We start from the raw sequence: 26,192 nt of genomic DNA, 5'->3' as shown, positions 1-26,192 counted from the left end.
AGTCGAAGCCGAGGCAAGAAACCGACAAGGAGGCAAAGGAGACAAGGGCGGCCATGAGCACCCTCACCACACCCCGCGCCACCCCGCCGGCCCGCGGCAACCAGGTCCGCCGGCGCATCCCGGTCCGGCTGCGCAAGGCCATCCTGGTCACGCATGCCTTGTCGGCGAAAGCCTGGATCGGCATCGACGCCGTCTCCGCCGTCCTGGTGGCGATCGGCTGGGTGCGCGCGGGCGACGACCGCACCGCCGTATACCGGCCACTGGCGGACTTCTTCGTCGTCCCGCTCCTGCTGTCGGCTCTCGCGGCGGGGGTGGTCTGCCTGGTCACCGGTGTCCTGCTGGGGCCGGCGACCAAGTGGGGACTCGTCCGCCACCGGTGGGTCGCGGTGAAGCCGGCCGTCAATGTCGTCGCCTGCGCGATGATGGCGGCGTTCCTGGGCCCGATCGCCGAACTCGGCTCGGGCGCACAGCCGTTGCGGGACATCTGGTTCGTCGCGTTCCTCGCGGTCGCCGCCATGGTGCTGCTGAGTTTCGCGATGGTGCTCTCGGTCTTCAAGCCGTGGGGCCGGGTCCGCGCGTGAATATTCCCGGTCGGCGCTGATCGGCGTCTGCTTACATGGACGGTGAACCCCCGTCGGCCGAACCGGGGTTCACCGTGACCGGTGCGACGTCAGCGGACGGGGGACGTGTGATCGACGCCTACGAGGATCCCGGGACGCCCGACTGCCGTGGCGGCTGGGCGTACTTGGCGTGGCTGGTGCGCTGCCAGCCGTGGCGGGCGCTGGCCGGGGCGGTGCTGGCCAGCGTGTGGATGGTGCTGATGGCGGGGGCGCCGTACCTGCTGTCGCGGGCGGTGGACGACGGGCTGGAGACCGGTGACCGGGCGGCGCTGGCCGGCTGGACGGGCGCGCTGTTCGCGGCGGGCGCGCTCAACGCGTGGGTGAGCATCATGCGGCACCGCACGATGACCCGGGTGCGGATGGACGGCTACTTCCGCACCACCAAGGTCGTCGTCCGGCAGACGGTGCGGCTCGGCGCGGGGCTGTCGCGGCAGGTGCCGGCCGGTGAGGTCGTCACCATCGGGGTGGCCGACGTGCACACCATCGCGGGCTCGCTGACCGTGATCGGGCCGGGCGTCGGCGCGGTCGTGGTGTACGTGGTGGTCGCCGGGCTGCTGCTGTCCGTGTCGGCGCTGCTGGCGGGGGTCGTGCTGCTGGGGGTGCCGGTGGTCGCGGTGCTGGTGGGGCCGTTGATGGCGCGGTTGCAGGGTACGGAGGCCGAGTACCGGGAGCGGCAGGGCGTGCTCACCGCGCGGATCGGCGACCTCGCGGGCGGGCTGCGCGTCCTCAACGGGCTGGGCGGCAAAGGGCTGTTCGCGGACGCCTTCGAGCGTGACTCGCGGCGGCTGCGGGAGCAGGGCTACCGGGTCGGCGCGGTCACCAGTTGGCTCCAGGCCCTCGGGCTGGGCCTGCCGACGCTGTTCCTCGCCGTGGTGACCTGGCTTGCGGCCCGGCTCGCCGCCCAAGGGAAGCTGACGGTGGGCGAGTTGGTGTCGGTGTACGGCTATGTCGCCGTCCTGGTCGGCACGGTGGCGTTCCTCGTCGACATGGGCTACCAGCTCAGCCGGGGCGTGGTGGCCGCCCGGCGCGTCGTCGGGCTGCTGCGGCTGGAGCCCGCCCCGGACACCGGCACCGCCGACGCGCCCGGCGAACCGGCGGCGCTGCACGACCCCGGGTCGGGGGTGCGGGTCGCGCCGGGCCGGCTGACCGCGCTGGTCGGCGCGCGGCACGCGGAGGTCAGCGCCGTCGTGGACCGGCTCGGCAGGTACGGTCCCTCGGACGCCACCTGGGGCGGGGTACGGCTGGACGCCATGCCGTTGGACCAGGTCAGGGCCGGGATCCTGGTCGCCGATCACGAGGCCGACCTGTTCGCGGGCAGCCTGCGCGAGGTGGTCGCCGGACGGCGTGAGCCCGCCCCGGCGGACCTCGTGTCGGTGGTGCGGGCGGCGGCGGCCGACGACATCGTGCGGGGCCTGGCGGCGGGGCTCGACTCGCCCGTGACGGCGCAGGGCCGCAGTCTCTCCGGGGGCCAGCGGCAGCGCGTACGGCTGATGCGGGCGCTGCTCGCCGATCCCGAGGTGCTGCTGGCCGTCGAGCCGACGTCGGCGCTGGACGCGCACACCGAGGCGGCGGTCGCGCGGCGGCTGCGCGACGCCCGGGCCGGCCGGACCACGGTCGTCACCACCACCTCGCCGCTGGTCCTCGACCACGCGGAGACCGTGCACTACCTGGTCGACGGCAAGGTCGCGGCGACCGGCCACCACCGCGACCTGCTGCAACAGGAACCGGGCTACCGGGAGTTGGTGGCCCGGGACACAGCAGACGGAGAAGAGACAGAAGGCGCCGAAGCGGCCGGGGAGACGGTGCGATGACGGTGGCCGACGGGTCCTCGGGGCGGCTGCCGGTCGCCGAGCCGGCCGAGGTGCGCCGGGCGACGGCCCGGCTGGTGCGGGCCGACGGACGGGCGTTCACCGGCGCCCTCGCCCTGAACGTGCTCGCGGCCGGGGCCGGGCTCGCCGGGCCGTGGCTGCTGGGGCGGATCATCGACGAGGTGCGGGCCGGGCACGGCACCGGCGTCGTGGACCGGCTGGCGGCGGCCATCCTGGTCTGCGCGGTGGCGCAGTTGCTGCTGGCGCGCTGGGCCCGGTACGCGGGCCACCGCTTCGGCGAGCGGACCCTCGCCCGGGTGCGGGAGGAGTTCGTCGGGCGGGCCCTCTCCCTGCCCGCGTCGGTCGTGGAGCGGGCGGGCACCGGCGATCTCACCACGCGCGGCACCGCCGACGTGGCGGCGGTGGGCACGACCCTGCGGGACGCCGGGCCCGAACTGCTGGTGTGCACCGTCCAGGCGCTGTTCACGCTCGGCGCGGTGTTCGCGATCGATCCGCTGTTCGGCGCGGTCGGGGTGCTCGCGCTCACCCCGATCTGGTGCGCGCTGCGCTGGTATCTGCGGCGGGCGCGCGCCGCCTACCTCGCGGAGGGGGCGGCCACCTCGGAGGTCGCCGAGATCGTCGCGTCGACCGCGTCCGGGGCGCGCACGGTGGAGGCGCTGCGGCTCCAGGAGCGGCGCACGGCGGCGAGCCGGGACGCGCTGGAGACCTCGCGCCGCACCCGTTTCCGCACGCTGCACCTGCGCACGGTGTTCTTCCCGGTGGTCGAGGTGTCGTACTCGCTGCCGGTGGCGGGCGTGCTGCTGCTGGGCGGCGCGCTGCACGCGCGGGGTGCGGCGAGTCTGGGCGCGGTGGTGGCGGCGGCGCTGTATCTGCGGCAGTTCACCGACCCGCTCGACCAGATCCTGCTGCGTGTCGAGCAACTGCAGAGCAGCGGCGCGTCGTTCGCCCGGGTGGAGGGGCTGGCCCGGGCGCCGCGGGCGGTGTCGGACGACTGTCCCGTCCCGGCGGACGACCGGATCGACGTGACGGGCGTGCGGTACTCCTACGAGCACGGCGGCGAGGTGCTGCGCGGGGTCGACCTGACGGTGCGGCCCGGGGAGCGGCTCGCGGTCGTCGGCCCGTCCGGCGCGGGCAAGACGACGCTGAGCAGGCTGCTCGCGGGCGTGGACGCGCCGAGCGCGGGCACGGTGACGGTGGGCGGGGTGCCGGTCGCGGATCTGGCGCCGGAGACGCTGCGCCGGCAGGTCGTCCTGGTCACCCAGGAGCATCACGTCTTCCTCGGCACGGTCCGCGACAACCTGCTGATCGCCGAACCGGCTGCCGGTGACCAGAAGTTGTGGGCGGCGCTGGCCGCCGTCGGCGCCGCCGACTGGGTCCGGGAACTGCCCGCCGGCCTCGACACCGAACTGGGCGGCCGAGGTTGCCGTACGGACGGCTCGCAGGCCCAGCAACTGGCCTTGGCCCGCGTAGTGTTGGCCGACCCGCACACCCTGATCCTGGACGAGGCGACGGCCCTGCTGGACCCGACGACCGCCCGGCACACCGAACGCGCCCTGGCCGCCGTCCTCCAGGGCCGCACCGTCATCGCCATCGCCCACCGCCTGCACACCGCGCACGACGCGGACCGGGTCGCCGTCATGGAAGACGGCCGCCTCACCGAACTCGGCACGCACGAGGCGCTGGTGACGGGCGACGGCGCATACGCGGCCCTGTGGCGGACCTGGCACGGAACACCGGGCAGGCCGTAGGCCCGCGGGCCGCAAGAAGCCCGAAAGCAGACTCGGGCGTCCGACTCATCCGCATATCGAACATGAACTCCCGGACAACGAACGGTTTCCGGCCAACTTTCTGACGCGCTCCTGACAGACAGCGCAATCCACTGCCACTCTTCCCACTGCAACTTCACAGCAACCCCACAGCTACGTCCGCTCCACGTACCGCCTTTGTTCTGCGTACCGCCTTTGTCGTGCCCCGGACGGCTCACCGGCCGTCGGGTCTCCCCCTGGCCGCGTGATCCGTGGCCGCGCAGAAGGAGTCAGTGTTGAGCAACAGCCCCTCTCTCAGACGCACCCCCCGCACCACCTCCTCCCACACCACCTCCCACGCCTCGACCCGGCGTGCCGCGGCCGTCGCCCTCGTCGGCGTCTGCGCGCTCATCGCCGCCGCCGTGCAGTCCGGCGCGGCGACGGCCGCCCCGACGGGCGCGTCGCAGGTCCGCCCCGGCGCGGAATCGGTCAAGCTCACCCCCGCCCAGCGCGCCGCGCTGCTGCGCGCCGCCGACGCGGGAAAGGCGGCCACCGCCGAGGAGTTGGGCCTCGGCGCCAAGGAGGCGCTCGTCGTCCGGGACGTCGTCAAGGACGGCGACGGCACCCTGCACACCCGCTACGAGCGCACCTACGGCGGCCTCCCGGTGCTCGGCGGCGACCTCGTCGTCGACACCGCGAAGTCCGGTGCGACCGAGAGCGTCACGAAGGCCACCCGAGCCGCCATCAAGGTCGCCTCGCTCACCCCGACGTTCAGCGCGGCCAAGGCCCAGAAGCAGGCGCTGAGCCTCGCCACGGCCGCCGGCGCGGCGAAGGCGGACACCAACAGGGCCCCGCGCACGGTGATCTGGGCGGCGAGCGGCACCCCGGTCCTGGCGTACGAGACGGTCGTCGGCGGTCTCCAGGAGGACGGCACGCCGAACGAGCTGCACGTCATCACGGACGCGTCCACCGGCGCGAAGCTCTACCAGTACCAGGGCGTCGAGACCGGCATCGGCAACACGATGTACAGCGGTCAGGTCACCCTGGGCACCACGCAGTCGGGGTCGACGTACAACCTGACCGACACGGCGCGCGGCGGGCACAAGACGTACAACCTCAACCGGGGCACCTCCGGCACCGGCACGCTCTTCTCGGGCGCGGACGACACCTGGGGCACCGGCGCCGCGTCCAACACGGAGACCGCCGCCGCCGACGCGCACTACGGCGCGGCCCTGACCTGGGACTACTACAAGAACGTGCACGGCCGCTCGGGCATCAAGGGCGACGGCGTCGGCGCGTACTCGCGGGTCCACTACGGCAGCAACTACGTCAACGCGTTCTGGCAGGACAGTTGCTTCTGCATGACGTACGGCGACGGCGACGGGAACACCCACCCGCTCACCGCGATCGACGTGGCCGGCCACGAGATGACGCACGGCGTCACCGCCAACACCGCGGGCCTCAACTACAGCGGCGAGTCCGGCGGCCTGAACGAGGCGACCTCGGACATCTTCGGCACGTCGGTCGAGTTCTACGCCCAGAACGCCTCGGACGTCGGCGACTACCTCATCGGCGAGGAGATCGACATCAACGGCGACGGCTCGCCGCTGCGTTACATGGACAAGCCGAGCAAGGACGGTTCTTCCAAGGACAGTTGGTACTCGGGCATCGGGTCGGTCGACGTGCACTACTCGTCGGGCCCGGCGAACCACTTCTTCTACCTGCTGTCCGAGGGCAGCGGCGCGAAGACGATCAACGGGGTGAGCTACAACTCGCCGACCTCGGACGGTCTTCCGGTCACCGGCATCGGCCGTGACAAGGCGGAGAAGATCTGGTTCCGGGCGCTGACCACGAAGTTCACCTCGACCACCAACTACGCGGCGGCCCGCACCGGCACGCTGGCGGCGGCCGGTGAGCTGTACGGGACGACGAGCGCCGAGTACACGGCGGTGCAGAACGCGTGGGCGGCCGTCGCGGTCGGGGCGCGTCCCGGCGGTGGCGGCGGGGGCGGCACCTCTTTCGAGAACACCGCCGACGTATCGATTCCGGACAACGGTGCGGCGGTCACGTCGTCGATCACCGTCTCCGGGCGGACCGGCAACGCGCCGTCGAACCTCGCGGTGGCGGTCGACATCGTGCACACCTACATCGGTGACCTCCAGGTGCAGTTGATCGCCCCCGACGGGACGGCGTACGCGCTGAAGGCGTACGGCACCGGTGGCAGCACGGACAACCTCAGCACCACGTACACGGTCAACGCCTCGTCCGAAGTCGCCAACGGAACCTGGCAATTGAAGGTCCAGGACAACGCGGCCCAGGACACCGGGTACATCAACGGCTGGTCGCTGACCTTCCCGTAGCCGGCGGGCCGGCGCGAGCCGGGCACGACCGCCCGACAGGCATCGCACGAGGCGCCGCCCCGGAGCTTCGACTCCCCGGGGCGGCGTCGCCTTTTTACCGTCGCCTTACCCATGCCCTGTTGGCCGTTGACCCAGGTCAAGTCCGTTTACATTCCTGCAACGTTCACCAGACAGTCGCTTTTCAGCCAACATCACTTCGGGGTCATGACATGTACGCGCCTTGATGTCACTCTTCCTTCACCCGCCGCACAACTTCACACCCGTCACGGGCAGGTGCCCCACGCCGCCCGGACCCCCCACACCCAAGGAGCTTGTGTGTCCTCCCTCTACGCGCGTCACAAGCACACCACTCTGGCCATCGCCACCGCCGTCGCGGCCGGAGCCCTCGTCACCACCGGCCTCACCGCCGGCAGCGCTGCCGCCCAGAGCCCGGCCGAGTCGACCGGCAAGACCATCCCGCTGGCCGCCCCGGTCCAGATGTCCGCCGCCGCCCGCACCACGCTGATCAAGCAGCAGCAGGCGGACGCGCCGGAGACCGCCCAGGCGATAGGCCTCGGCGCCAAGGAGAAGCTGGTCGTCAAGGACGTCGTCAAGGACGCCGACGGGACGGTCCACACCCGCTACGAGCGCACCTACGCGGGCCTGCCGGTCCTCGGCGGCGACCTCGTCGTCCACGAGTCCGCCACCGGCGCGGCCAAGGGCGTCACCAAGGCCAACACCGCGACCATCAAGGTCGCCACGCTGACCCCGAAGATCGCCCCCGCCAAGGTCGAGAAGCAGGCGCTGACCGCCGCCAAGGCCGCGGGCTCGGCGTCCACCACCGCCGACCAGGCCCCCCGCAAGGTGATCTGGGCCGCGAACGGCACCCCGGTCCTCGCGTTCGAGACGGTCGTCGGCGGCCTCCAGGACGACGGCACCCCGAACCAGCTCCACGTCATCACCGACGCGGCCACCGGCAAGAAGCTGTTCGAGTACCAGGGCATCGAGACCGGCACCGGCAAGAGCCTCTACTCGGGCACGGTCACGCTCGGCACGACCAAGTCGGGTTCGACGTACAACCTGACGGACGGCACGCGCGGCGGCCACAAGACGTACAACAAGGCGCGCTCCACGTCCTCCTCCACCGGCACCCTGTTCACCGACGCGGACGACACGTGGGGCACCGGCGCGGCATCCAGCTCCACCACCGACCAGACCGCCGCCGTCGACGCCGCCTACGGCGCGCAGACCACCTGGGACTTCTACAAGTCGACGTTCGGCCGCAGCGGCATCAAGAACAACGGCGTCGCGGCCTACTCCCGCGTCCACTACGGCAACGCGTACGTCAACGCGTTCTGGGACGACAGCTGCTTCTGCATGACGTACGGCGACGGCGACGGCAACAACCACCCGCTGACCTCGCTGGACGTCGCCGGTCACGAGATGAGCCACGGCGTCACCTCGAACACCGCGGGCCTGAACTACTCGGGCGAGTCCGGCGGCCTGAACGAGGCCACCTCGGACATCTTCGGCACCGGCGTGGAGTTCTACGCGAACAACCCCAGCGACCCCGGCGACTACCTCATCGGCGAGAAGATCGACATCAACGGCGACGGCACCCCGCTGCGCTACATGGACAAGCCCAGCAAGGACGGCGGCTCGGCCGACTCCTGGTCCTCCGGCGTCGGCAACAAGGACGTGCACTACTCGTCCGGCGTCGCGAACCACTTCTTCTACCTCCTCTCGGAGGGCAGCGGCGCCAAGACGATCAACGGGGTGAGCTACAACTCCCCGACGTCCAACGGCTCCACGGTCACCGGCATCGGCCGCGACAAGGCCCTGCAGATCTGGTACAAGGCGCTGACGACGTACTTCACGTCGACGACGAACTACAAGGCGGCGCGTACGGGCACGCTGAGCGCGGCCTCGGCGCTGTACGGCTCCACCAGCACGGAGTACAAGGCGGTGGCGGCGGCATGGTCGGCCGTCAACGTCAGCTAACTCTTGTGTACTGAGCTGTAGTTGAGCTGGGGCGGCACCCGGGGCGAAGGCATCCCCGGGTGCCGCCCTACTCTTGGCTCCCATGCCCCCGAAGGACTTCACGTACGACGACGTCGGCGCGACCCGCGACCGCCCCGGCTTCTGCCCGCCCGGCTTCCACCCCCTGCACGTCCGCACCCGCCTCGGCGAGGGCCACGACCTGTTCCGCCGCGCGGCGGAAGCGGTGATGACCTGGGAAATGCACCGCGCCATGGGCGTGGGCATAGCGGCGACGACAGAACGCGCGGCCCCGAACACGGACGTCACCGTCACCCTGGCCGGCCTCATAAAGGCCCCCTGCCGCGTGATCTGGACGATAGACGAACCCCGCACCGCAGGCTGGGCCTACGGCACCCTCCCCGGCCACCCCGAATCCGGCGAGGAATCCTTCATCGTCCACCGCACAGGAGACGGCACGGTCTGGCTGACGGTGACAGCCTTCAGCCGCGGCGCGAAGTGGTACGCAAGGGCAGGCGGCCCGGCAACCCGGGGCTTGCAGCAGGCGTACGCGCGACGGTGCGGGGTGGTGTTGCGGGGGCTGTGCGGCGGCGAGGACGCATAACCGACCCACCGGGCCGGTCCTCAAGCGGCGCGCAGCACCTTCCCCCGCCCACCGACCTCGAAGCACAACAACTTCCCCTCCACCGGGAGGCCCCGCCCTCGTACTCGGCGTTCATCCACGAGTCGGCTCTACGCATGGGCTTCGGCGGCCCGGTCGTCACGCGCGGCCAACTGAAACACCTGCTCGACATGAGTGAACTGCCTCATGTCACGGTCAGCGTGATCCCGTTCGGCACGGAGTACTTCCCGATTACGGGCCAGTCCTTCGACTACGTCGAGGGTCCCGTTCCGCAACTCGACACCGTCCAGTTGGACACTCATCACGGCGGCTGCGAATTCCTCGACGCAGAAGCGCAGTTGGACAAGTACCGGGCCGTACTGGACCGCATGGAGTCCTGCGCCCTGGCCACCACCGAGTCACGCGACTTCATCCACCACCGCATCCAGTCCCTGTAAAGGAACCAGCCATGCAGACTCTCCACTGGCAGAAGTCGTCCTACAGCGGAGACGGCTCGAACTGCGTCAACATCGCCGCTTCCCCCACGGGCACCCTCCACCTCCGCGAAAGCGACGAGCCGGGGGTCGTCCTCACGACGACACCGACTCGCCTGCGTGCCTTGATACGCGGCCTCAAGGACCATCGGGAACTGCTCCAACGCCCCTGACACGGCCGGCACAGCCACCCGGACGGGATCGGGCACGGCCTGTTCCGACTCGCACCGCACGAGGCACCATGACCGACTATCTCCAGCTATCTCCAGGCCGCCATCAACACGATCGGTACGCCCGAGAACCGTTACGCCGACCCCGCCGCCCGGTGTCAACTGGAGGGCGAACTGGGCTGGCCTCTTCCCGCCGACTACAAGAAGATCACCGACGCGTACGCCCCGATCAAGGTCAACGGACACCTTTAGACCCGGCGCTGGAACCTCGGCCAAGATACCCAAGACACGATCCGCGCCTTCACCGGAGTCGACTGGGACGGCCTTGACCTCGACCCGGACGAGGACCCTCGCGAACTATTCGGCCTTCCAGAGCTGACCTTCGGGACGCCGAAAGGGCCGTGGCATCTCGCGAGCACCGATCGCGGGGAGACCGCCTTTCTTGCCGAGCCGGGCGGGAAAGCCGAGCGCTTGATCATTGCCGACGGAGACGGCTGGTGGACAGAGCACGGAATGTCATTTGCCGAATGACTCTACCGCTACCTCACCGGTGAGGACATGGACGGCCCCAACAGTTCAGCATTCTATGCCGGCCCCCTCGAACTGGAGCATCTGCCCATGTCACCAGGCGAGCACACACGGCCCCACTACGGGCCGGGTCGCGGCATGTAAACGAATTGGACCCAACCGGCGGCACCGAGGTGCACTAAATCCACCTTCGGCGAAAATCATCCGAATCACTCTCCGAACATCCCGGCGAACGGGTCGGGCCCACCGGACCAAGGGTCCATCCCTGCTACCCGTAGACGCCTCTCCTCATCTCTGTGCACGAACTTCGGGGACTCATTTCCCCAAAGCGACAGTGAACCAAGAGGGCATTCATCGAAGTCGGCGCGGAAAACTCGACACAGGAACTCAACCATTCCGCATGAATACTCACGCCAACGGGCATCATCCTGATTCCAGACAGCCATAAACCAGCCATCAGGGTCGCCACCCGCCATCGACCAGCAGATAATGTCCGCACTGGCATCCACTCCCCAAGCCACGAGCGATGATGGTTGCAGCTCGTGCGATGGTGCAGCCTTACATGCATGACGAGCGTTTCGAGTCTCGGCTGACATTCCTTCGACCGGCGACTCATCACCGAGATTCCTCTCCGGAAGCAGGAGTGCCAGGTAATCGCCGACACTTCCTTGCCCGTAGACGGAAACGAACTCCTTATAGTCGGACGGAAAGCGTGTCCCCCAGCTACTTTCGATGACGTCCCAGTCGACGACGTCACCAGCGCCTGGACCGGGGGGCATGATGCCCCTCAGCACGTCAAGCCAAGCCATCAATCTTCACCTCTCCATCATCACGGCATCGAGCCGGTCGGCACGGGGGCTCCGGTGCGACTGTCAGTCACCGTTCCGAGATTCCTCCAGGCATCCTGTGGCTGTCCGCAAGTGGGAGCCGTGGCACCGGCACATCGCCCTGGCCTGCGCCGCCTTCGCGTTCCTGTCCGTCAGCGCCACCCGCACCACCCGCCTCGCCCCGCCCCACGACGCCACGGCAGCCACACCCAACGATGCCGAACCCGCCATAGCCTGGCCACCGCTGACCCCGCACCCGACCCCCAGCCCCTGATCGCCTACACCGCCGAGGAGATCCGCCGCCCGCTCCACCAGACCCTGTGGCACGTGACCATCCCGCACACCATCGCCTTCACCCAGTCCCTGTGGCACCGAGCCCACCAAGCCGTCGCACGCCGCATCCACTACGAACACCGCAGACGACGAGCTTCCGAAACTCCCCTGTAGTACAGGCATGCCCTCGCCGTCATCCTGGGTAAGTGCGGACCTCAGGATTGGATCCAGGTAGGTTGCCTGGCAGGCCGCGCCGCTCGACGCTTCCGTCGATAATCCCGACAAGGAAAGAAAGCGCGCCGCCAGAGAATTCCCACCATTCTAGATTTCGACTGTTCACAACGACGGGCCAGCCGTCGGGATCCCCGCCCGTCACACGCCAGTAGAAAACGTCGCCGGACAGCGACTCACTCCACGGAATCAGACCTCCGGGATCCGGGTGGGCAACATACCCCTCGGCCATGTCATCTTCCTGGAGATCCCTCAGCACTTCCAGCTCCTGGAAGATCCCGCCAACAAAGTCTCGTTCACGTCCCGGTACAGGGAGCGGAATACGCCAGAAGCTATCGAGTTCAAGTGTCGGATAGCTGTCTGCCAATTCCCGAAAGTCGCTGGGCAGCTCAATGCCAAGCAAGGAAGAAATTTCCCCGAAGTCGACCCCCCGTGGCTCGGCAGACCGATACGCAGAGAGACTTCTAACAGCGTTCTCAAGCGCCGACACCCTCAGCATGTCGCCTGCCAATCCTGAACGTTCTTCACTGTCACGTCGAACAGCCGCCCTTCCTTGGTGTATGCGGTCATGCGAATGCTCTCAGGTATCACACTGTTCCCAGCATAGTTTAGCCGCCCCGAGTACAATACGGGATTGGAGCCCCGGAGCTGCTTGGCGATCTTGTTCTCGCAACGCTTCATGCCGCTCTTATTCATGCGATCGAATCCTGTGAAGAGATTCTCACTCTTCCACGCCCCGTGGAACATGTCTCCAATGATGTGTGTGCGGTTGTAAACGGGCTTTCCGTTGGAACCGATGTTGTCCCCATCCGGGAAGCCTGCCACATTGACTGTCGCTCCGTCGTCCCTCTTACTGCCCGTTGGCTTCAGGTCGCCCGGGCATATAAGTGCGGTTGCTCCTGTCGGCAGCCCGTTCTGCAGTGGCTGGTACTTGTATCGCTCGTCACGCGGTTTTGAACAAGGCTCGTCCCTCTGGCCGGTTCCTCCCGGACTTCCGTTAGCGGGAGCCGCTGCCGCGTCCGCCACGGTCTCGGGGTCGTACTGCGCGTCGTCGACAAGGCCAAGCATCCTTGCCGCGCCGACGATAGCTCCGACAGCGTCGCCCAGTTTCCACCTGGCGTCGTCGAAGTCCGGCTCAGCCGCCGGACGCGCCACTGCCGGCGTCGGGTTCGGGCCGTTATTCGGGTTCTGGTCGATCGGAGGGGTCGGCGGGACGACGACGCAACCGTACTGGCAGCCACCGGAGCCCGTACCGGTACCGGTGCCAGGCGTATAGCCATGGCCGTAGCCGGTGTCGACCAGTCCGGCCCATCCCACCTCCGGCCCCGACTGCACGAAGAAGCGCACAGACTGCTTGCGCAATGCCTCTGCGACGCTGCCGACGCTGCCGCTGATTGTCGAGAAGAGGGAGCCTCGCCCCGGCTTGGCAGGCAGGCTTCGGGTCCGCTGAGGGTATCGGCGCGCCTCCCCGGGCCCGGTACGGGTCTTAGGAACGGTACGAGTGTTGAAGCTGTAGCTCCGCGAAATCGAAATGCCTGTGAGGGAGATCGGCCCTGCACCGCCTCCGGCGTCGGGATGCAGTAGGTGTCCGGTCGGATCGGTCCCGTTGAGCGGTCCTCCGTTGGCGTACGTGTAGCGATTGGCCTGCGCCGACGGCATCGGATCCAACTGCCAAGTGTCCCGAGACGCGAAGCTCCCCGTCCCCGGCTGGTACCACCGGGCCGCCATGTTGACGTCCCCGCTTGTCGGATCCGTCCAGCCTGACTGGTAGCCGACCGCCGGGGTCGAGCCGGTGGTTGCTGTTTCCTTGCCGAAGGGGTCGTACGACGTCGAGCCGCTCACCGAGTTGCCGTCCGCCGCGAGGCCGGCGACCAGGTCGGTGTGTTGGTCGGTCAGGGCCCATTGCTTGGTGGTGCCGGTGGAGAGGGAGAGGAGGGTGCCTTCGGGAGTGCGGTTGTAGTCCGTTGTGCCGTCGCCGGCGAGGTTGTTGGAGCCTCCGTCGTAGGTGAAGGTCGTCGAGCCGTGGGTCTGGACCCGGTCCAGGGAGTCGTACGAGTAGGTCGTCGCGCCGTCGGTGATCTTGCGTTCGAAGGCGTCGAAGGTCAGGGACCGGGCGGGCCCGGTGCCGGTGCCGGCCGAGGAGAGAGTTCCTCTCGCCGTGTACGTGTACGTCGTCGTGCCGTCCGTCAGTTGGCGGTTGCGGGCGTCGAACGTCGCCGTCGTCGTGCCGGACTTGGTGCGGTTGCCCGCCGCGTCCCACTCGTACGGCGTGGTCGCCGTGCCGTCCTTCGTCCAGGACGTCATGCGGTTCGCGTAGTCGTAGGCGTAGGTGTTGGTGCCGGCGCCCGCCGTGCCCGCCGTCGTCTTGGACGTCAGGTTGTCGTCCAGGTCGTAGCCGTAGGTCGTTGCAGTCACGCCCACTGCTGCGTCCGCCGACGCGACCGTGTCCGTCTTCAGGCGGCCCAACTCGTCGTAGCCGTACGTGCGTTTCGCCGTGACCGTGTACGGCGCGGCACCCGTCTGGCTGGTGGCGTACTGCTCGATGCTCGGGCGGCCCGCCGCGTCGAAGTCGTACAGGACGTTGTTGCCGGTGATGGAGTCCCGGACGGTGTCGATGCGGCCTGCGGCGTCGTAGGTGTAGTCGGTGGTGCCCGCCGTGGTGGTGCGTCGCGTCATGCTGCCGTCGGCGTCGTAGGCGTAGGCGGAGGTGCCGCCGGGGCCTTCAGCGGTCAGCAGCGCGCCCCGGTCGTTGTAGGTGTAGGTGTCGCGGGTCAGGCCGTCCGCCGTGCCGATCGCCGTCAGCCGGCCGGTCAGGTCGTACTCCAGGGTGCGGGTCGCCGTCGAAGCCTCCGCGCCCGTGCCCGTCTCCCTGGTCAGGCGGCCCAGGCCGTCGTACGTGCGCTCGCGCTCGACGCCGCCGGGCAGCAGTTCCGCCACCGCCTGGCCGGCCTTGTCGTAGACGGTCGTCCAGGTGCGGTCGGCCGCGTTCGGGTGGGTGGTCGTGGCCGGTTCGATCGTGGATTCCGGCTGGCCCCAGGTGCTGAAGGTGTAGACGGTCTTGTTGCCGCGTCCGTCCGTCAGGCGGGTGAGGTTGCCCGCGGCGTCGTGGCCGAGTGACGTCGTGATCGACGTCGTCGCGGTGACCGGTTCGGTCTGGGTCGTCAGGCGGCCCAGGGCGTCGTACCCGTACGTGGAGCGGGCCTTGCTCCCGGCGGCGGTCGCCGCCGTGCGGTTGCCCTCCGCGTCGTACTCGGCGGTCGCCGTGCGCAGGGCGGTGGTGCCGGTGCCGTGGTCGGTGTCGGCCGTGACGTCGCCGAGGGCGTCGTACGCGGTGGTGACGCGGCGGTTGGTCGCGTCCGTCGTCTCCGTCTGTCGGCCCAGGCCGTCGTAGTCGAACCTGGTCGTTCCGGCGAGGTCCGTCAGCGTCTTCGGCTCACCGGCCGCGTTGTACGTGCTCGTCGTGGCGATGCCGGCCGGTGTCGTGGCCGCGGTCTGGTTGCTCGCGTCGTCCCAGGTGTAGCGGGAGACGAGGTTGACGGTGCTGGGGCGGCGTTCGACGGTGGTCGCCGTGAGCTGCCTGCCCAGTTCGTCGTACGTGGCCTCGGTGCGGGCGCCCATCGGGTCGGTGACGGAGAGCTGGAGACCTGTCGGGGTCCAGGTGGAGCGGGTGACCCCGCCGCCGTCCGCGCTCGCGGGGTTGAGCAGGTCCGGGTCGGTCTCCGCCGCCACCGCCGTGGCGGCGTCGGGCACCGGGTCCGTCTGGGCCGTCAACTGACCGAACTGGTCGTAGGCGTAGCGGGTGACGCGGCCCAGGGGGTCCGTCTCCGTCCGCGGCAGGCCGAGCGGCGTGTACGTGGTGCGGGCGGTCGCCGTCAGGGCGGTCGTGGCGCCCGGCGGGGTGTAGTCGGGCAGGGTCACGGCGGTGGCGCGGCCGAGGCGGTCGACCTCGGTGCGGGTGATGTTGCCGCGGGGGTCCTTGGCGTCGGTGGCCTCGCCGAAGGCGTTGTAGCCGGTCAGCGTGGTCGGCTTGAGGGTGACGGACGCGTCGCCGTTCTCCTCGGCCTGGACGGCCGGCGCGGTCTGCTGCACCGGGCGGCCCAGCGCGTCGTAGCGGTAGGCGGTGGTGTGGGCGGCCGGATCGGCGCCCGTGACGTTGCCGCGGGGGCTGACCGCCGTCAGCGGCAGGCCGCGGTCGTCGTAGGTGCCGGTGGTGACGTGGGTGCTGGTGCCGTCGGTGACGGTCTGCCTGGTGACGTTGCCGGCCGCGTCGTACTCGGACGTCGTGGTCAGCTTCTTCGTCCCCGAGATGGTCTGCGTCTGTTCCTTGACCTGGTCGTCGGCGTCGTAGGTGTAGGTGGCGGTGCGGCTGAGGCCGGACGGGTCGAGCACGCTCGTCAGGGTTCGGCCGAGCGCGTCCACGGTGAAGATCTGGGTGGTCGCGCCGCCGCCGGTGACCTGCTGGGTGAGGTTGCCCGCCGGGTCGTAGGTGTCGGACTCCAGCACGATGTCGTGCCGGGTGCCGTCGGCCTGGGTGACCTGCTGGGCCGTGGTGGTGGCCGCGAGGCCGTCGTCGTAGTAGGTGTACGCGGTCGTCGCGCCCATCGCGTCGGTCGTGGCGGCGAGCCGGCCGGCCGGGTCGTAGGCGTTCGACGCCACGGTCAGGTCGCGGGTGGTGCCGGACGGGTCGCCGGTCCAGTCGTCCAGGATCGTCGTGGCGTGCTGGCCGCGGGCCGTGTAGGTGTATGTGAGGTGGGTGCCCGCCGCGTCGGTCGTGCCGACTGCCCGGCCGAGCTCGTCGTACTCGTAGCGGGTGATGTTCTGCTCGGCGTCCGTGGCGCTGTCGTTGAGGCCGTGGGCGTCGTAGGTGTAGACGGTGGTCCGCTCGGCGTCGCCGCCGGTGGTGTCCTTCGTCGACTCCGACAGCAGGTTGCCGTCCTCGTCGTAGGCGCGGCTGATCACGGCGGTGTGCGTGCTGCCGGTGATCTCGTTGCGCACGCCGGCGCCGGTCTCGGTGACTAGGTGCGAGGCCGCGTCGTAGGCGTAGGAGGTGCTCACGCCGGCCGGGAAGGTGTCGGAGACCTGCTTCTCGGCCGTCTTGCGGCCGAGTCCGTCGTACGTGTACGACGTCACCAGCTCGGACGGTGACGTGACCTCGGCCAGGTCGCCGCCCGCGTAGTAGCGGTACGACGTCTTGGCGCCGCCCGGTGTCGTCTGCGTCAGGACCAGGCCGGCCGGGGCGGTGCCACCGCCGACCGCGGCCTCGGTACCCGCGGTGTAGGTCGTGACGGCGGCGGAGGCGTCCGGGCGGGTCGTGGTGGTGGGCAGGCCCAGCGCGTTGTAGGCGTACTGGGTGCGGTAGCGGGTGTCCTTGTGGTCGGTGGAACGCTGGTCGCTGCGGGTCAGCGGCTTGTCGTTGCGCGGGTCGAGCGGGTCGCCCGCGGTGAGGTGGTACGAGGCGAAGCTCGTCCAGCACGAGTCGGCGTCCCGGCAGGTCGTGCTCGACACCACGTTGCCGCGCGCGTCGTGACCGGTGACGGTGGCGTGGCCGTTGGGGTCGGTGACAGTGTGGAGGTTGCCGGCCGTGTCGTAGGCGTACGAGGTGACCGCGCCGGTGGCGTCCTTCGCCGCGACGACGCGCTGGCCGCGCAGGGCGTCGTAGCTGGTGGCGCCGGTGTGCTGCTGCGGGTCGGTGACCCGCACGGTGGAGGTCAGGCCCGAGTCGGCGGCCTCGGCCTGGGCCCGGTAGTGGGCGGAGACCTGGTCGGCCGTCAACGCGCCCCGGTACAGGGCTGCTTCGTCGAGCTGGCCGTTGAAGTAGTAGGTGGCGGCGGGCAGGTCCATCCAGCCGCCGTTGGCGTAGCCGGCGCCGAGGTAGGCGTGGCTGCGGGTCTGGTCGGCGACGGCGCCGGTGATCGAGCCGAGCGGCACGCCGTCCAGGTAGAGGCTCTGGGTGGTGCTCGCCGACGTCAGCACCACGTGGTGCCAGGCGCCGTCGGTGACCGCGCCGGGCGAGGTGACGGGGGTGGCGGACGCGCCGCCGACCAGGTAGAAGCGGCCGCGCAGCTTGCCCGCTCCGTCGACGTTCAGGACCGGGAGTGCGGAGGTCGGGGTCTGGCCGACGGCCGCGTTCTGGAAGGCGAGCAGGACGCCCGAGGCGGTGGTGGTGCGGAACCACAGCTCCGCGGTCAGGTCGGTGGTGCCGGCCAGTGTCGACGCGGGGAGCTGCACGGCTCCGCCGCCGAGCTTCACGGCCCGGTCGTCGCCCGCGCCGAACACGCCGGTCTGGTCGAGCTTCGAGACGGCGCCGGTGTCGGGGCGGAAGGTCGCGTTCATGCCGGGGCCGCCGACCTCGCTGCCCAGCGCGGTGCCCGCGTCCTCGCCGAGCCGCCAGTAGGCGGCCGGGGCGTCGGCGAGGGCGACGCCGTCGTACTGGTCACCGCGCCCGGCGACCAGGCTGCGGCGGGCCTGGATGTGCTGGTTGGGGGCGTCGGTCTGGCCCGCGGCCACCGGGACGTACTTCCACACGCCCGCGGTCTGCGTGAACGTCACGAGGGGCTTGTCGTAGAAGGCGACCTCGTCGATCTGCCCGGTGAAGGTGCGGTAGCCCGCGGCCTGGCCGTCCCAGCCGCTCGACGCGTAGCCGCCGCCGAGGAACACATGGGCGTAGCGGTCCGCGGCGACGCCGGTGGCCGTGGTGCCCTGGAGGTCGCCGTCGACGAACAGTGCCTGCATGCCCGCGTTGCCGGTGAGCAGGACGTGGTGCCAGGTGTCGTCGGTGAGGGCGTCCTTGGACAGCAGGCTGCTGCCGGTGCCGGAGAGCCGGCCGCGCAGCTTGCCCGCGGAGTCGATCAGCAGCATGGGCCGCCAGTTTGTCGGGGTGTCGCCGAAGTCGGCGTCCTGGTTGGCGACCAGCACACCGGGGCCGGCCGTCTTGAACCACAGTTCGAGGGACATCGCCGGGTTGGTGCCCAGCGATTCGACCGGCAGCTCGACCGCGCCGTCGCCGGTGAAGCCCGCCGCGGTGTCGTCGCCGTCGGCGAAGACGCCCGCGCTGCCCGGGTGCGTGCCGTCCAGGTAGCTGCCGGCGAGGTCCTCGCCGAGCGGGCTGACGGCTTCGGCGCCGCCGCGCTCGCCCAGCCGCCAGTAGCCGGTGGGGCCGCTGCGCTGGACGGTGTCCGCGTACGACGAGGACGAGGTGGAGTAGGCGGGCGCCGACACCTTCCAGGTGCCGCCGTTGGCGTCGGTGTGCTCGGTGAGCCGGCCGCTGACGGAGTCGTACGCCGCGGTGGCGTGCACCCGGCCGGAGGGCAGCGTGACCTTCGTCATCTGGCCGACCGGGGCCCGGGCGGCGTAGTGCTCGGCGACGGTCGCGGGGTCCAGGGTGTGGTCGTAGAAGGCGACTTCGTCCATCTGGCCGGTGAACGGGTACCAGGCCGCCGCCATGTCCATCCAGCCGCCGTTGGCGTAGCCGGCGCCGAGGAAGGCGTACTCGCGGGACTGTTCGGCGATGACTCCGCTGATGGAGCCGAGTTTCACGCCGTCCAGGTAGAGGCTCTGGGTGTTGGCGGCGGCCGTCAGCACCGCGTGGTGCCAGGCGCCGTCGGTGACCGCCTGCGGCGAGGTGATGGGGACCGCGGAGGCCCCGCCGGACAGGTAGAACCGCCCGCGCAGCTTGCCCGCGCCGTCGACGTTCAGCACCGGCAGCGCGGTGGTGGGCTTCTCGCCCACGTCGGCGTTCTGGAAGCCGACGAGGACACCGGCCGCCGTGGTGGTCTTGAACCACACCTCGATGGTCGGGAAGGCGGACGTCTTCAGTGTGTCCGCCGGCAGTTCGACGACCGAGTCGACGCCGTCGAAGCCCGCGGAGGTGTCCGCGGTGCCCGCGATCGCCGAGTCCGCGCCGAGTTCGGTGTCCCGGTGCACGGCGTCGTTCAGGCCGGTGCGCGAGACGGCCTCGCTCGCCGCCACCGAGCCCTCGGCCTCGCCGAGCCGCCAGTAGGAGGTGGGCGCCGAGTCCAGCACACCGCTGCGGTAGACGGAGCCGGTGGCGTACGCGTACGCCGTGCACTTGGTCGTCGACGTCGGCGGGCAGACCCGCGTCAACTGGTCGCCGGTGTAGGCGTACGTCCAGGTCAGGCCGGGTGTGTTCGCGTCGATGGCGCTGGTGGTGACGGCGGTGACGTGCCCGCCGGTCCAGCCGAACGACAGGGAGCGGCCCGACAGGTCGTCGGTCACCTTCTGCACCGGGCCGCCGGTCGCCGTCGCGTGCGTGATGGTCTGGCCGCGGCCCGCCACGTCGGTGATCCTGGTGAGGACGCCGCTCGCCAGGAAGCGGTGGGTGGCGCCGGAACGTTCCCGCAGGACCCAGTCGGTGGATTGGCGGGCCAGCGTGAGCGAGCCGCCGGACGGGCCGGTGTAGGTGCCGTCGGCGTTCTTGCCGAACCTCACCTGCGAGCCGTCGGACAGGGTGACGAGGACCGACGACGTGGCCGTCTCCTCGCGCAGTTGCATGTCCCAGCGGGTGGACCAGCCGGTGCCGAACGCCCCGCCGGTGCGCGGGTCCAGCGAGTTGTAGGTGCGGGTCAGGGACAGCTCGGGGCCCACGGTGGTCAGCGCGGCGTCGGTCGCGGCGGTGACGTGGTTGCCCTCGCGGGTGCCGATCTCCTTGCCCTCGTCGGCGCCGCCGAGGTGGCTGGTCACGGCGGGCTGCGGAACATGCGTGGTCAGCAGGGCCGCGCCGGGGCGTATGGAGGTGGCGGAGCCGTCGTAGGCGTACCCGTACCAGGCGTACGTCTTGCTCCAGGACAGCCAGCCGGACGGCACCGCCCACTGCTGTTCGTTGCTGCGCGTGCCGGCCTTGCAGTTCTTGCGCAGGTTGCTGCCCTCGACCTCGCAGACCTCGAACGAGTACTGGAGGGCGGCCTTCGGATACCGGTCCGCGTCGGTGCCCTTCGCCCACAGGGTCGGCGTGAGGGTGTTCACGGCGGTGCCGCTGCCCGGGGACTCCGCCGTGAGCTGCGGCGGGATGTTCACCGCGGAGAGCTTGACCGCCGCCCCGGGCACGCCCGCGGCGGTGAAACGGCTGACGCCGACCTCCTCCATCGTCCACTGCACGGTGTACGTGGCGGGCGTCAGCGGGGCGATCTTCGCGTCCAGGGTGATGGTCTCGCCGGGCGAGATCGCCTGCGGCATCGCCGTCCAGCGGATCTTCGCGCTGTCCGTGATCTCGGTGCCGGCCGCGTCGAACAGGTTGTACCGCAGCTTGTAGGCGCCGCCTGCGGGCCAGGTCGCCTGCCCCTGGTTGGTGACGGTGATCTTCTCGACGCCCTCGGTGGTGGCGGTGACCGGCGCGGTGAAGTCACCGAGCCCGTACGTGGCGCCGTACTTGGTCCACGTGACGTCCAGGCTGGGCTTGCCACTCGGGTAGTCGTCGGAGCCGAACTGCTTCCAGCTCTTGGAGTCGGTGGCCGACGCCTTCACCGCGAGGCCGTAGTTCGTCTTGCGGGCGTGCGTCCAGTCGTCGACCAGTTTGCGGCCGGCCGCGCCGAGCTTGATGGTCTCCCAGGCCGGTCCGCACGACCAGGTCGTGGTCCCTTCGGGCCGCCAGCCGTGCGCGAAGCTCTTCGACACGAGCGAGGCGCCCGTGGACGGCCCCGGCCACTTCGACGTCGTGGACTCCGCCCAGTTCGAGGTGATCGGGTGCACGGTCACCGGCCGGGCGGCGCACGACTGCGACCAGGTGTTGTAGAGCGCGAGGTTGGCACTGACCACCCAGGCGTTCTTCAGGGAGGTCTCGAGCCCGGCGAAGCGCAGGAACGCCGAGGCCTTGTGGCTGCCGCCGTCGTACGTGCCCACCTTCAGCACGGTGTCCGAGGCGAAGTTGGCGTTGTACGGGTACTCGACGTACGTGCCGGAGGTCGCGTCGACCGACTTCACCGACGGGTCGACGCGCACCGGGAAGACCCGCTCGGGCGCGGACAGCCACGCCTTGTCCAGCGTGACGACCAACACCTGCCGGCCGTCCTCGACGGCCAGGCTGTAGGTGACGCCGGAGGAGACGGCACCCTCGTTGGAATCGGGAGCGAGGTTCGAGTCCTGCATCCAGCCAACCGGCGTCCAGGCGCGGACGGTGCCCTCGGTGTCGGTGAACACCACGTTGCCCTGGGGGTCGAGCCGCGCGGTGAGGCCTTGCAGCTCCAGCGGGAAGCGCCACTCGGTGGGCGCGGCGGCGTCCTTGAGGACCAAGGTCTCCTTGACCGAGTCGCTGCCCGCGATCAGCTCCACGTCCGCGCCGGGGCGCGCGTTCTCGTAGGTGAGGGTGCTGTCCTCGGCCTGCCCGGCGACGGGGTGGGCGTCGTCCACGCCGTAGCCGACCGAGACGCCCTCGTCCACCTGCATCCGCACCACCGGGTAGGCGTCGGCCGTCCCTCCGAACTCGATCTGCGCCTCGGTCGAACCGGTCTCCCAGCCCTCCTCGGCCGCGCTCATGGTGGCGGGCCCCGACGCGTCCTGAGGCACGAGAGTCGTATCAATGGGCTGCCAACTGCCATCTGTGGCACGGAAGTTGACCGGGTCGGTGTAGAAGCGGGTGGTGTAGGTGCCGTCCGGGTTGAGGTAGGTGCGCTCACGCTCGGCGCGCTCGCCCGCCACTTCCGCGCTGCGCCGGGCGTCGAAGCCCTGAGGTTCGGCCGCGACGGGCGCGGCCACCTCGACGACCGGCCCGGGCGCGGGGATCCGGCCGGTGCTGGGCAGCCGCGTGACGCCGTCGGCCGACTCGGCGGGCAGCTCGCCGCGCCCGGCGAGCGCCTGGTCGCGCCCGCCCTTCGCGGCGGCGTCCGTCGCCGTCGCGGACGCGACATGGCTGCGCCCGGCGGCGGAACCCCAGCGCTGGCCGGGGGCCTTACCGGAGCCGACGGCCACGGACTGCCCTACGGCGAAGGCGACTTGCTCGGTCCCGGCCAGCACAGCCAGAACGAAGGCGACAACAAGAACAAACGGACGTGCCGGACGCACGGAATCCCCCCACCCAAAAGATCACGAGTGGGGAATTTTTAAAGGATCTCCAAACAAAAATACAAGAGATTTACATGGTTCCTTCAAATGAAGTGAAAATGGTCACGCGACATCCACCGCAAAAACGACATCACACGGGACACTCGCCAAGCGGCGGGACGGACGGCCACAGGAGCCGCCCCGCGCTCGCGGGGACGCGACCGAGCGGACCGCCGCACCTCTCAGCTCCCGCCACGGCCAGGGCGGCTGGAACCGCCGCCACCACCCGCAGCCACCCCGCCGGGGCACTCCCCCCCTGCGGACCGGAGATGCCCTGCACCACACGGAACGCCAGCCCTAAGCGACCACCGGCGTTGCCGCGCCCCGCCGCCCGCCCACCTCGAACCACAACAACTTGCCCGCCCCTCGCCCGAGGAGCCCGCCCCCGAGCGGCCACCCACCCCACCAGTCCGCATACTGCTGCACGAGATACAGCCCCCGCCCACCCTCACCATCAACCGGGCCGGACGGAAGCCGATCCCCGGGAGGCACGGCGAAGGGCGCGGGAATGTGCGGATGACTGTCCCAGACCCCGACCCTGAGCCGCCCGTCCCCCGGCGCGGTGAGCCGCAGCGAGGCGGGCCCGTCGGTGTGCAGATAGACGTTGGCGACCATCTCGGACGTCAACAACTCGACGACGTCGACCACTTCACCCATCCCATGCCCAGCAAGCGCCGCCCGCACGGTCATACGTGCGACCCGTGCCGCTCTCGGGTCATGCGGCAGACGGAGCGCATACACCCAACTCTCGGGCGAGGCTACGGTGACCATGAAGAACCTCCGGGACAACAGGAAGGGGCAGAGGAAGAGGACTTGGACAACTCGCTCACGACCGCGCCGAGCGGTGGCATTGCCTGGTCGGTGCGCTTCCGGCTTATGGGTGCGGGGTGTTGAGCGGCTGCGCTGTACAACGTAGCGTCACACTGGAAGGTCTTCCATTAAATCTGCGAAGATCTACCAATCATCACCCGTGTAGGTGACGCTGAAGGCCCACGCCGAAAAGAGAAGCCACCCGCCATGCCACCCGCCGCCACCTCGACCCTGCGCCAACAGCGCCTCGGAGCCGAGCTGCGCAAGCTCCGTGAACGCGCCGGACTCACCTCGACCGCGGCTGCCGCACTCCTCGGAGGGCCGCAAGCCCGGATCAGCAACATCGAAGCGGGGCGTTACGCCGTGAGCGCCGAGCGCGTCCGTACGCTCGCACGCAACTACACCTGTGCCGACGAGGCCTACGTCGACGCCCTGGCCGCGATGACGGGCGGCCGCAAACGGGGCTGGTGGGAGGAGTACCGGGACAACCTCCCGTCCGGTCTGCTCGACCTCGCGGAACTGGAGCACCACGCCACGGCGCTGCGAGTGGCCGTGACGGTCCACATGCCTGGACTTCTACAGACGTCCGAACACGCCCGCGCCACGATGCGCGAGGCGGTCCCGCCCTTGCGCCCGTACGAAATCGAGCACCGCGTCTCGTACCGGGTGAAGCGCCAGGCCGTACTGTTCGAGGGCACCCCGACCCCCTACACGGCCATCGTTCACGAGGCAGCCCTGCGCATGGGCTTCGGCGGCCCGGACATCACCCGCACCCAGCTTGACCACCTCTTGGAGGCAAGTGAACAGCCCACGATCACCGTCCTTGTGATCCCCTTCGGCCAGACCGGCTTCCCCGCCTCGGGCCAACCCATCACTGTTGTTGACGGACCCGTGCCGCAACTCGACACCGTGGTCCTGGACACCGACCACGGTTGCGAGTTCCTCGACGCAGAAGCCCAGTTGGACCGCTATCGCTCCGTACTGGACCGCATGGAATCCCGCGCACTCCCCGAACCCAAGTCCCGAGACCTCATCCACCGCATCTCCAGCGACCTCTGAGGAGCCCCGCCATGCCCGAGCTCACCTGGCAGAAGTCCACCTACAGCGCCGAGGCCGCCAACTGCGTCCACATCGCCGCGTCCTCCTCCGGCACCCTCCACCTCCGCGAAAGCGACGACCCGGACGCCGTCCTCACGACGACACCGGCCCGCTTGCGAGCGCTGATAAACGGTCTGAAGGGTCATCCGACGTCTTGACCATCGCGCGCAGCAGAAGGGCCCCTCCCGAGAGAGGGGCCCATCCCAGGTACAGGTAAAGCATCCCTACCTGATAAGAGACTTCGCGTACTCCACGAAGCCGGCCCAGGGTGCCGGCCGGAGTTGCCCCCTCCTAACAAGTCATCTCACTTGGCGAGTCTGCGGTAGTAGATGAGAGTGCAGGCGAGGAAGTACTCGGCCTTGCGTTCGTAACGGCGGTGGAGTCTGCGGCAGCCGGCGAGCCAGGCCATGGTCCGTTCGATGGTCCAGCGGTGTCGGCCCAGTCGCTGTGCCGTCTCGACTCCCTTGCGCGCGATGCGGTGCTGGATGCCTCGCTGCGACACCCATTGCCGCAGGTGGCGGTAGCCATAGCCCTTGTCCGCGCAGGCTGTCGGTGGCACCGGCCACCGCCACATCGACCGCCCGCACACATCACACTCCACAGGCGGATCCTCACATGCCAGCACGGGCCACCCCAAGGGGGCTGGCATCGCGGCAGTCCTTTCGGCGGCAGGCGCAAAGGAAGATCCATTTGCATGCTGCTTCCCGCAGGGATCCACTGGAAGTGGCCGAGAATGAGGAGTTGGGTCATGACATCATACGACCTCAAGATCGTGCGACTTCACTGCGTCCAAACCGCTGGCGGCGCGTCCGATGACGTGAAAATGCAAATCGATGGTGTGAAGAGGTGGCCACCGGGGGACCCAGAAGGCTTCGTCACGATGGCCATAGGCAACTACTTCGACATCAACGAGAGGTACACGTTCCACGGCGACTGGATGGGTGTCTTCCTCTACGGCGATACCACCTTCGGGGCGGATGACAGGCTTGGGGGGGTGGACATTCCGAGGGATTCCGCGCCAGGTGAGCAAACGACCGATCTGCAAGACGAAGCGCACTACGAGCTCACCTACAAAGTGATCAAGATCGATGACTGAACGGGAACTCGCGGGTAGACCCGGTTGACCATGGAGTCGATGGCGACGGTCACAGTCAACCGGGCACCACCGCGTTTATCAACGGAGCTGACTACCAGCGATTTAGACCGTGTCCTACATGGTCTAAGAGGTTGCCATGCGGTCAAAGTGCTGGATCGCAGCTAGTGTCCTGAGTCGTTAATTCGTGTGCAGTATGCGGCGAGGGTGTCGAGGATGTCGTCGGCGGTCTTCGTCCAGACGAACGGCTTGGGGTTCTTGTTCCACTCGTTGATCCAGCCGCGGATGTCGCGTTCGAGTTCGACCACGCTGCGGTGGGCCGAGCGGCGGAGTTTGCGGCAGGTCAGTTCGGCGAACCAGCGCTCGACGAGGTTGAGCCAGGACGCCGAGGTGGGGGTGAAGTGCAGGTGGAAGCGGGGGTGGCGAAGCAGCCACTTCTTGACCGGCTCGGTCTTGTGGGTGGCGTAGTTGTCCAGGACCAGGT

At 69.6% G+C, this 26,192-nt stretch carries 17 protein-coding genes and 1 pseudogene; 12 read left to right on the top strand and 6 right to left on the bottom strand.

The features are described 5' to 3' along the window. The first annotated feature begins 53 nt into the window (after window positions 1-53). The 8 genes and pseudogenes from BMZ82_RS19930 (at window position 54) to BMZ82_RS19895 (ending at window position 9,799) form a co-directional block, all read left to right on the top strand. Complete coding sequence (locus tag BMZ82_RS19930) at window positions 54-581, top strand: hypothetical protein (RefSeq protein WP_256252009.1); 528 nt, start codon at window positions 54-56, stop codon at window positions 579-581. A gap of 107 nt (window positions 582-688) precedes the next feature. Beyond that, window positions 689-2,431, top strand: coding sequence for an ABC transporter transmembrane domain-containing protein (locus tag BMZ82_RS19925; RefSeq protein WP_093777783.1), 1,743 nt, complete (start codon window positions 689-691; stop codon window positions 2,429-2,431). Then, window positions 2,428-4,197, top strand: a complete 1,770-nt coding sequence (locus BMZ82_RS19920; RefSeq protein ID WP_093777603.1) for an ABC transporter ATP-binding protein — start codon at window positions 2,428-2,430, stop codon at window positions 4,195-4,197. Before BMZ82_RS19925 ends, BMZ82_RS19920 begins: the two co-directional genes overlap by 4 nt. Window positions 4,198-4,490: 293 nt before the next feature. Further along, the gene (locus BMZ82_RS19915; protein WP_093777601.1) at window positions 4,491-6,554 is read left to right on the top strand and encodes a M4 family metallopeptidase; all 2,064 of its coding nucleotides are present in this window, start codon (window positions 4,491-4,493) and stop codon (window positions 6,552-6,554) included. A 315-nt stretch (window positions 6,555-6,869) separates the two neighbouring features. Continuing rightward, a complete protein-coding gene (locus BMZ82_RS19910) occupies window positions 6,870-8,534 on the top strand; it encodes a M4 family metallopeptidase (RefSeq protein WP_093777599.1) in 1,665 nt (554 codons plus the stop codon). A gap of 82 nt (window positions 8,535-8,616) precedes the next feature. Further along, window positions 8,617-9,135 (top strand): DUF1990 domain-containing protein, encoded by a 519-nt coding sequence (locus tag BMZ82_RS19905; protein ID WP_093777597.1) that lies wholly within the window; start codon window positions 8,617-8,619, stop codon window positions 9,133-9,135. Between the two features lie 77 nt (window positions 9,136-9,212). Then, window positions 9,213-9,590: pseudogene (locus BMZ82_RS19900) on the top strand (DUF5753 domain-containing protein); the annotation flags it as partial. A gap of 11 nt (window positions 9,591-9,601) precedes the next feature. Beyond that, a complete protein-coding gene (locus BMZ82_RS19895; protein ID WP_093777595.1) occupies window positions 9,602-9,799 on the top strand; it encodes a DUF397 domain-containing protein in 198 nt (65 codons plus the stop codon). Window positions 9,800-10,533: 734 nt separating this feature from the next. On the opposite strand, the gene BMZ82_RS19885 is transcribed toward BMZ82_RS19895, so the two are convergent. Next, window positions 10,534-11,133, bottom strand: coding sequence for an SMI1/KNR4 family protein (locus tag BMZ82_RS19885; RefSeq protein WP_093777593.1), 600 nt, complete (start codon window positions 11,131-11,133; stop codon window positions 10,534-10,536). 97 nt (window positions 11,134-11,230) lie between these two features. Here BMZ82_RS19885 and BMZ82_RS19880 point away from each other — a divergent pair, with 97 nt between their 5' ends. Continuing rightward, entirely contained in the window at window positions 11,231-11,425 is a 195-nt protein-coding gene (locus BMZ82_RS19880; protein ID WP_093777591.1) for a hypothetical protein, read from the top strand. Between the two features lie 192 nt (window positions 11,426-11,617). Here the strand turns inward: BMZ82_RS19880 and BMZ82_RS41910 are convergent, their stop codons facing one another. The 3 genes from BMZ82_RS41910 to BMZ82_RS19865 all read right to left on the bottom strand — a co-directional run bounded on the left by BMZ82_RS41910 (window position 11,618) and on the right by BMZ82_RS19865 (window position 23,397). Further along, entirely contained in the window at window positions 11,618-12,166 is a 549-nt protein-coding gene (locus BMZ82_RS41910) for an SMI1/KNR4 family protein (protein WP_256252008.1), read from the bottom strand. Beyond that, window positions 12,148-22,620, bottom strand: a complete 10,473-nt coding sequence (locus BMZ82_RS19870; protein WP_093777589.1) for a LamG-like jellyroll fold domain-containing protein — start codon at window positions 22,618-22,620, stop codon at window positions 12,148-12,150. The genes BMZ82_RS41910 and BMZ82_RS19870 overlap by 19 nt, the downstream gene beginning before the upstream one ends. Window positions 22,621-23,004: 384 nt before the next feature. Next, window positions 23,005-23,397 carry an ATP-binding protein gene (locus BMZ82_RS19865; RefSeq protein ID WP_371271269.1) on the bottom strand — a complete coding sequence of 131 codons (393 nt, stop codon included), beginning with the start codon at window positions 23,395-23,397 and terminating at the stop codon, window positions 23,005-23,007. A gap of 327 nt (window positions 23,398-23,724) precedes the next feature. Here BMZ82_RS19865 and BMZ82_RS19860 point away from each other — a divergent pair, with 327 nt between their 5' ends. Both BMZ82_RS19860 and BMZ82_RS19855 read left to right on the top strand, forming a co-directional pair. Then, window positions 23,725-24,576, top strand: coding sequence for a helix-turn-helix domain-containing protein (locus tag BMZ82_RS19860; protein ID WP_093777585.1), 852 nt, complete (start codon window positions 23,725-23,727; stop codon window positions 24,574-24,576). A gap of 11 nt (window positions 24,577-24,587) precedes the next feature. Further along, the gene (locus tag BMZ82_RS19855) at window positions 24,588-24,773 is read left to right on the top strand and encodes a DUF397 domain-containing protein (RefSeq protein WP_093777583.1); all 186 of its coding nucleotides are present in this window, start codon (window positions 24,588-24,590) and stop codon (window positions 24,771-24,773) included. A 146-nt stretch (window positions 24,774-24,919) separates the two neighbouring features. On the opposite strand, the gene BMZ82_RS19850 is transcribed toward BMZ82_RS19855, so the two are convergent. Next, on the bottom strand, window positions 24,920-25,174 hold the full coding sequence (locus BMZ82_RS19850; RefSeq protein ID WP_371271268.1) for a transposase: 255 nt from the start codon (window positions 25,172-25,174) through the stop codon (window positions 24,920-24,922). Window positions 25,175-25,363: 189 nt separating this feature from the next. Here BMZ82_RS19850 and BMZ82_RS19845 point away from each other — a divergent pair, with 189 nt between their 5' ends. Beyond that, on the top strand, window positions 25,364-25,711 hold the full coding sequence (locus tag BMZ82_RS19845; RefSeq protein ID WP_143098879.1) for a hypothetical protein: 348 nt from the start codon (window positions 25,364-25,366) through the stop codon (window positions 25,709-25,711). A gap of 161 nt (window positions 25,712-25,872) precedes the next feature. On the opposite strand, the gene BMZ82_RS19840 is transcribed toward BMZ82_RS19845, so the two are convergent. Continuing rightward, on the bottom strand, window positions 25,873-26,192 hold a 320-nt coding region (locus BMZ82_RS19840; protein ID WP_177244565.1), incomplete at its 5' end, for a transposase.

It is taken from the genome of Streptomyces sp. yr375 (assembly GCF_900110755.1).
Lineage (GTDB): Bacteria > Actinomycetota > Actinomycetes > Streptomycetales > Streptomycetaceae > Streptomyces.
Note: the sequence above shows the minus strand (reverse complement) of the source record. Positions and strands in the feature narration are given on the sequence as shown.

What these genes read in the sequence shown, in the direction of transcription:
- BMZ82_RS19930 (WP_256252009.1), top strand. Translation starts at nt 54, where the DNA reads ATGAGCACCCTCACCACACCCCGCGCCACCCCGCCGGCCCGCGGCAAC.
- BMZ82_RS19920 (WP_093777603.1), top strand. Translation starts at nt 2,428, where the DNA reads ATGACGGTGGCCGACGGGTCCTCGGGGCGGCTGCCGGTCGCCGAGCCG.
- BMZ82_RS19905 (WP_093777597.1), top strand. Translation starts at nt 8,617, where the DNA reads ATGCCCCCGAAGGACTTCACGTACGACGACGTCGGCGCGACCCGCGAC.
- BMZ82_RS19895 (WP_093777595.1), top strand. Translation starts at nt 9,602, where the DNA reads ATGCAGACTCTCCACTGGCAGAAGTCGTCCTACAGCGGAGACGGCTCG.
- BMZ82_RS19885 (WP_093777593.1), bottom strand. Translation starts at nt 11,133, where the DNA reads ATGGCTTGGCTTGACGTGCTGAGGGGCATCATGCCCCCCGGTCCAGGC.
- BMZ82_RS19865 (WP_371271269.1), bottom strand. Translation starts at nt 23,397, where the DNA reads ATGACCGTGCGGGCGGCGCTTGCTGGGCATGGGATGGGTGAAGTGGTC.
- BMZ82_RS19860 (WP_093777585.1), top strand. Translation starts at nt 23,725, where the DNA reads ATGCCACCCGCCGCCACCTCGACCCTGCGCCAACAGCGCCTCGGAGCC.
- BMZ82_RS19855 (WP_093777583.1), top strand. Translation starts at nt 24,588, where the DNA reads ATGCCCGAGCTCACCTGGCAGAAGTCCACCTACAGCGCCGAGGCCGCC.
- BMZ82_RS19845 (WP_143098879.1), top strand. Translation starts at nt 25,364, where the DNA reads ATGACATCATACGACCTCAAGATCGTGCGACTTCACTGCGTCCAAACC.